At 66.2% G+C, this 6,303-nt stretch carries 7 protein-coding genes; 6 read left to right on the forward strand and 1 reads right to left on the reverse strand.

Translation table 11 applies throughout. The features are described from left to right. Nucleotides 1–18: 18 nt before the first annotated feature. A complete protein-coding gene (locus tag VJT49_RS21375) occupies nucleotides 19–561 on the reverse strand; it encodes a hypothetical protein (protein ID WP_324166654.1) in 543 nt (180 codons plus the stop codon). A 234-nt stretch (nucleotides 562–795) separates the two neighbouring features. On the opposite strand from VJT49_RS21375, the gene VJT49_RS21380 reads away from it, so the two are divergent. The 6 genes from VJT49_RS21380 to VJT49_RS21405 all read left to right on the forward strand — a co-directional run. Then, a complete protein-coding gene (locus VJT49_RS21380; RefSeq protein ID WP_324166655.1) occupies nucleotides 796–1,347 on the forward strand; it encodes a sigma-70 family RNA polymerase sigma factor in 552 nt (183 codons plus the stop codon). A 7-nt stretch (nucleotides 1,348–1,354) separates the two neighbouring features. After that, nucleotides 1,355–2,080 carry a zf-HC2 domain-containing protein gene (locus VJT49_RS21385; RefSeq protein WP_324166656.1) on the forward strand — a complete coding sequence of 242 codons (726 nt, stop codon included), beginning with the start codon at nucleotides 1,355–1,357 and terminating at the stop codon, nucleotides 2,078–2,080. 172 nt (nucleotides 2,081–2,252) lie between these two features. Further along, nucleotides 2,253–4,262 carry a DUF1996 domain-containing protein gene (locus VJT49_RS21390; RefSeq protein ID WP_324166657.1) on the forward strand — a complete coding sequence of 670 codons (2,010 nt, stop codon included), beginning with the start codon at nucleotides 2,253–2,255 and terminating at the stop codon, nucleotides 4,260–4,262. Between the two features lie 203 nt (nucleotides 4,263–4,465). Then, nucleotides 4,466–5,464: an SCO0930 family lipoprotein gene (locus VJT49_RS21395; RefSeq protein WP_324166658.1), complete on the forward strand. Its 999-nt coding sequence runs from the start codon at nucleotides 4,466–4,468 to the stop codon at nucleotides 5,462–5,464. A 28-nt stretch (nucleotides 5,465–5,492) separates the two neighbouring features. Next, the gene (locus VJT49_RS21400; RefSeq protein ID WP_324166659.1) at nucleotides 5,493–6,041 is read left to right on the forward strand and encodes a sigma-70 family RNA polymerase sigma factor; all 549 of its coding nucleotides are present in this window, start codon (nucleotides 5,493–5,495) and stop codon (nucleotides 6,039–6,041) included. Continuing rightward, nucleotides 6,038–6,303: zf-HC2 domain-containing protein (locus tag VJT49_RS21405; protein WP_324166660.1), on the forward strand; the 266-nt coding region annotated here is incomplete at its 3' end. The genes VJT49_RS21400 and VJT49_RS21405, both read left to right, overlap by 4 nt.

The raw sequence follows: 6,303 nt of genomic DNA on the forward strand, positions 1-6,303 counted from the left end.
CCCCGGCGGCCACGCCGCTCAGAGTCCGAACACATTGGCTTTCCCGGGGTCCGCGGCGGTCATGACCTTCTGGCCGGTCGGCGTGATCGGGTACCACGCGCCGTTTATTGCCTGCCCGGCGGTCTCACCAGGCATTTCGTCCTTCGTGTAACGGTAGAGCGGCCAGCCCGCGAGGGTGACCTGATCGCTTCCGTCGCTCCGGGTCACCGCGCCGACCAGCGACTGGTCGATGCCTTCGATCTTCATCCCGTCGCCCGAACGGACAGGTGTCCACGTTTGGGCGCAGTCGCCGTCGCAGTTGGACCGGGGCGGGTTGCTGGAGTCCTTGTCGTAGCGGTAAATGGTCATGCCCATTCCGTCCACGACGATGGAGCCCAGGTCGAAGGCCCGGTCGGAGTACAGCCCAGGCGGTATCGCGGCCTGGGCCTGTCGTTGCAACGCCATCGCGTCCACGGACGCGCCGGGGTAGCCGCTACTGGCGTTCGTGCAGGCCACAGTACTCGCGAGCACGGCGAGGGCCGTGATCGCGAGTGGTATCGACGACCTGTGGGTATAGCTCATGAAGACTTCCTTCCTGTCGGGGGCCAGGCACGGAAGTGCTGGAAAAGGGCACAACAAACCCACCCTGGACACGTGAACATCCACAGTGGACAGTTATGTGGTGGGCGCCGCGGGGGTCGGCGCCCAGTCGGGGTCTTCGGTGGGTGATACGTGCCCCGGCAGGACACGGTTCAAAATCGTTTTCATCTTTTTTGGGTCTGGACGGACAACCTGTTCGCCAGCAGGATGTCCCCCGTGGGACGCCACAGCCGAACCCTTCGACCCGAGGCCGACGCCGAACCAGGCCAGGGCCTTCGTGATGATCTCGCCACCGCGTTGTACCAGGAGTTCGGCCGCCCGCTGCTGGCGTTCGTGCTCACGCTGACCGGCGGCGACCGGCAGTGGGCGGAAGACGTCGTACAGGAGACCTTGATCCGGGCGTGGCGCAACGCTGACAAGCTCGACAGGGAACCTGAGATGCTGCGCGCCTGGCTCTACACTGTGGCGCGCCGCATCGTGATCGACGGCTGGCGCAGCCGTCAGGCTCGCCCGCAGGAGGTCGAGGAGGCCGACGCGGACTCCGTCGGCGTGCCGGACGAGTCGGACCGGACGCTGGCCGCGATGGTGGTCTACGAAGCCCTCCAGAACCTCTCGCCCGAGCAGCGCGAGGCCATCCTGCAGACCTATATCCGTGATCGAACCGTGAACGAGGTCGCGGCCACCCTCGGGGTACCGCCCGGTACCGTCAAATCGCGTATCTACCATGCGGTACGCGCGCTACGGCGGGCCTTGCGGGATCGGGGGTAAGGTCAAAGTGGGAGGGGTAACGCACACCGACGTCGCGGCATACGTCCTTGGTGTGCTCGACGAAACCGAGAACACGGTGTTCGAGGCGCATCTTCTGGAGTGTCCGCACTGCCAGTTCGACCTGCTCGAGTTCTACGACCTGCCCGAGATCCTCGACGAGATCCGGCAGTACTGGCCGGCTCCGCCGATGCCGGCGCCGCACGAGCTGGGAAAACTGCTCGACGAAGTGGCGGGTGCCCGCTGCCGCCGCCGTCTGCTCGTGCGGATGGCGGCCGCCGCCGCGGCGCTGATCATCGTCGTCGGCCCGCTGGTCGCCATGGTGCTGGTGCCGTCCCGCACGGTTGAGGGCAGCGCCAGCCCGCAGGCGGCCGTCTCGACCGAAATCCCGTGGGGCTCGGGTGCCAGCACGGCGGCCGGTGATCCGATCTCCGGCACCGAGCCCGGCAGTCCGGTCCAGGCCACGGTTTTCGTGCACGGCACCAACCTCGGCTCCGACATCACCCTGGAACTGGTCGGTGTGACCGGGCCGAGGCGCTGCCAGCTGTTCGCGATCTCGTGGACCGGAGAGGCGCAGGCGGTGACCGGCTGGACGGTGCCCGGCGGGAATGGCGCTGCTGGATCGATTCCACAGACGCTCCGGGTCTCCGGAAGTACCGGCTTCGTGCCCGACCAGATCCAGAAGTTCGAGGTCAGGGCCGATGACGGCACGGTGCTGGCCAGTGTAAAGCACTAGGCGTGTTATTACTGTGAGATAACGCGCGAATCTCGCTTTGAACTACTTGGCAAGATGATCCGTATTCCTGGGTGACGGGACGGGGGCCGTTTCCCGAGAGTGATCATCTTTCAGCCGATGCCCAGGCATCCCTGCGATTCTTCGCCTGGGCAGAAAACGAGGTGAATAGTCAATGGCCCGCACTATTGGCCGGCACCGCCTGAGCCGCCGGACAAAGATCGCGACAGGTCTCATCGGCCTCGCGCTGGCGGCCGGCGGTATGGTCGTCGCCACGACGACCAGCGACACCGGGCAAGCCGGCGCCGATCAGGCCAACCCGGCGGATTTCGTGGACATCACCAAGGTCGCGGCCAACGTGAAGACCCCGAAGAACCAGGCGAACGCGTCCACCGGGACGTTCACCGTGAACTGTGGTACGAACCAGAATGGCCACTTCAACGGGGACAACTTCATCGCCCAACCCGGGATCAAGGCCGGCGCGGAGCACCTGCACGACTACGTCGGCAACCTGACGACCAACGCCGACTCGAACAACCAGAGCCTCCTGGCCGGTGGCACCACCTGTAAGAACGGAGACAAGTCCGCGTACTTCTGGCCTGTCATCCGCATCGACAAGGGTCAGGAGAACGCCGCCGCGGCGGCGGGCAACCAGGCCAAGAAGGCCCCGGCCAACGCGCAGCAGCAGCTGAACAACCAGCGGAACCAGGCCGCGAAGGCCAACGCCGGGCAGCAGATCGAGTGCCCGGACGTGGCCAGCCAGCTGCCCACCGTGCCGGACCAGGCGATGGCCGAGGTCGGCCAGAACCTGCAGTTGCTCGACACGCAGATCAACGATGCCAACCAGCGGCTGGCGACCAGCCAGAACCAGGGTGGTCAGAACTTCGCGCAGAACGCGATTCTCGGGCCGCTCAAGGACAAGCGGGTCTCGACCATCGATCGCATCGCGATCGCGATGGGCCGGGGCGGCGCCAAGCCGCAGCTGGATGAGCAGGGTCTCGCGACCTGTGCGGTCAAGAATGGTGGCAACGGCGGGCTGAACAACGGCGGGCAGAACAGCAACCCCGGTGACCCTACCGACAGCACCGGCGGCGGGGCGGCCACCGCTCCCCCCACCAGCAGCAGCTCGGACGCGCCGAGCGCCAACTCGGACGCCGCGGGTGACCAGCAGATCGTGTGCCCGGACGTGGCGAGCCAGCTGTCGAACGTGCCGGCGCAGGCCAGTAACGAGGTGAACCAGAACCTGCAGCTGCTCCAGCAGCAGATCAACGATGCCGACCAGCGGCTGGCGACCAGCCAGAACCAGGGTGATCCGAACTTCGTGCAGAACGCGATCGTCGGGCCGCTCAAGGACAAGCGAGTGGCCGCCATCAACCGGATGCTGACCGCGATCGGACGGGTCGCCCAGAAGCCGAACCTCAACGTCAACGGCCTCGCCAACTGCTCGGTCCAGGCCGGCGGCAACCAGAATGCCGGTGGCCAGAACAACGGCGGTGGCAACAACGCTGGTGGCAACAACGGTGGCAACAACAACGCCGGTGGGAACAACGGTGGCAACAACAACGCCGGTGGGAACAACAACGCCGGTGGCAACAACGGCGGCGCGGCCGGCGCGCTGGAGCCGCAAGGTCCGGACCAGGAGATCGGCAACAACGACGGCACGATCGTCGAGCCCGAGCAGGCCACCATCACCTTCCGGGGAAGCCCGGTGGGCCCGGTGACCGCCATGCCGCAGTTCCTCCGCGAGCTCAGCGGAGACGCCAAGGAGTCCACCAACGGCCCTGGCAACGCCCGCGCCTCCTGGACCTGCACCGGCTTCGAGAACCGGATCACCAACAAGTACGTGATCTGCCCCCAGGGAAGTAAGGTCGAGCGGATCCACGACTTCCCGGGCTGCTGGGACGGCAAGAACATCGACAGCGCCAACCACCGCACGCACGTCGCGTTCGCGGACGCCAATGGCAAGTGCAAGCAGGGCTTCAAGGCGATTCCGCAGCTGCGGGTCACGTTGGTCTACAACATTCCACAAGATGTCCAGGCCAACAAGCAGTACAAAGTGGACGCCTTCCAGCAGGAGGAACACAACCCGTTCTCCGACCACGACGACTTCGCCAACGTCATGTCCCAGGCGATCATGACCCGCCTCGTGAACTGCGTCAACCAGGGCAAGACCTGTAAGGAGTAACCACCCCAGGCGCCGCCGTTCGGGGAGCGCATCCAGCTCGAGGATGCGCTCCCCATCCGCACGTCCAGGGTATTTTTCCGACAGACTTGACAGAAAATTAGTGCTGGTAAAAAGGTTCGAACCGGTTGCGAGCGCCAGACGTGTGCTAGGAGGAAAACGCAGCGGTCTCCGCGGCCGCTTTCCTAGCCTCTGAAGGAGAACCAATGTCTGCCCGCAAAATCCTGGTGGCCACCACCACCATGCTCGGCGTCAGTGTGCTCGGCGCCTGCAGCGGCTACGGCGGCGACACCGGCGCGACGGCACCGGTCGCGGTCCAGAAGCAGGCGGCCGTCGACAACAACAACGGCAACAACGGCAACAACGGCAACAACGGCAACAACAATGCCAACGGGGCGGACTCGGTGAAACTGGTCGTCGCCGAGGTCAGTGGCGTCGGCCAGGTGGTGACCGACGCCAACGGAATGACCCTCTACCGGTTCGACAAGGACACCGCGAAGCCACCGAAGTCCAACTGCGAGGGCGATTGCGCGGTCAAATGGCCCCCGATGCTGGCCAGCGGCTCGGTGGACGTCCAGGGCGTCGACTCGAAGCTGGTCGGCACGGTCACCCGCGGCGACGGCAGCCAGCAATTGACCATTAACGGCTGGCCGCTCTACCGCTACGCTCAGGACGCCGCGAAGGGCGACGCCAAGGGCCAGGGCGTGGGCGGCACGTGGTTCGCCGTGACGGCCACCGGGGGCAAGGCGGCCGGCGGGTCCGGCGAGACGAGCGCGCCCGCCGAAGCGGCGAGCGCGATCAACACCACCAACATCGACGGTCTCGGCACGGTGCTCACCGACCAGAACGGCATGACGCTTTACCTCTACACCAAGGACGACAAGAACAAGCACGTGTCCAACTGCAACGGTCAGTGCGCGACCACCTGGCCGCCGCTGCCGGCCAACGGGGACACGCAGATCAACGGCATCGACCCGAAGCTGGTCGGCAAGACCAAGCGGGCGGATGGCGCCGAGCAGCTCACGGTGGGTGGCTGGCCCGTCTACCGGTACATGAAGGACACCGCGCCCGGCCAGGCCAACGGCCACAACGTCGGGGGCGTGTGGTTCGCGATCGAGCAAAACGGCTGCAAGGTCTCCGCTGACAAGAAGCCCACTTCGAACGCGTCGGCTTCCGGCTCGGGCAGCAGCTACGGCAGTTACTGAACGTCTTTGAATGGTAAGGAGTGACCGGATGGCGGCGTTGTGGGGCCGAAAACGCGCGGCGGTGGCCGACGAGGCGTTGATCCGATCGCTCTATGCGGAACACGGGCGGGCGCTTCTCGCGTACGCGACCCGCCTGACGGGCGACCGGGCTGCCGCGGAGGACGTCGTACAGGAGACCCTTGTGCGTGCGTGGCGGCATCCGGACTCGCTCGTCAACGGCAAAGGATCGGTGCGGGGCTGGCTGCTCACGGTGGCCCGCAACATCATCACCGATCGATACCGGGCCAAGGCCGCCCGGCCGGCCGAGGTCGCCGAATCAGCGGCGGCCCCGGCCGTGCAGGGTGATCATGCGGACTCGGTGGTGAATTCGATGGTGGTGCTCGACGCGCTGGAACGGCTTTCGCCGGAGCACCGGGACGTACTGACTGAGATCTACTTCCGGGGTCGCAGCGTGGCCGAGGCCGCCCAGACCCTTGGCGTTCCGCCGGGCACCGTCAAGTCAAGGTCCTACTACGCGCTCAGGGCGATGCGCCAGACTTTCGGTGCCAAGCACGCGATCCCGGAGGTGACCGGATGACCACAAGGCACGATACGCGGTCGCTCGGTGCCTACGTTCTTTCCGCGCTGGATCAGCAGGAGATGCTTGCCATGGAGCGGCACTTGGCCTCATGCGCGCAGTGCCGTGCGGAAGTGGCCCAGCTGCGCGCCGCGCATTCCGCACTGGGCGGGCTGCCGCAGGAGGCGTGGCTGGACGGGCCACCAGAGGGCGGAGACCTGTTGTTGCAGCGGACGCTGCGCAGCATCCGCCAGGAACGGCAGGCACGGACACGGAACCGGCG

Source organism: Amycolatopsis sp., assembly GCF_035276945.1.
Taxonomy (GTDB): Bacteria; Actinomycetota; Actinomycetes; order Mycobacteriales; family Pseudonocardiaceae; genus Amycolatopsis_E.

Excerpts from the sequence above, each read along its gene's own strand:
- VJT49_RS21375 (WP_324166654.1), bottom strand. The coding sequence starts at position 561 with ATGAGCTATACCCACAGGTCGTCGATACCACTCGCGATCACGGCCCTC.
- VJT49_RS21390 (WP_324166657.1), top strand. The coding sequence starts at position 2,253 with ATGGCCCGCACTATTGGCCGGCACCGCCTGAGCCGCCGGACAAAGATC.
- VJT49_RS21395 (WP_324166658.1), top strand. The coding sequence starts at position 4,466 with ATGTCTGCCCGCAAAATCCTGGTGGCCACCACCACCATGCTCGGCGTC.
- VJT49_RS21400 (WP_324166659.1), top strand. The coding sequence starts at position 5,493 with ATGGCGGCGTTGTGGGGCCGAAAACGCGCGGCGGTGGCCGACGAGGCG.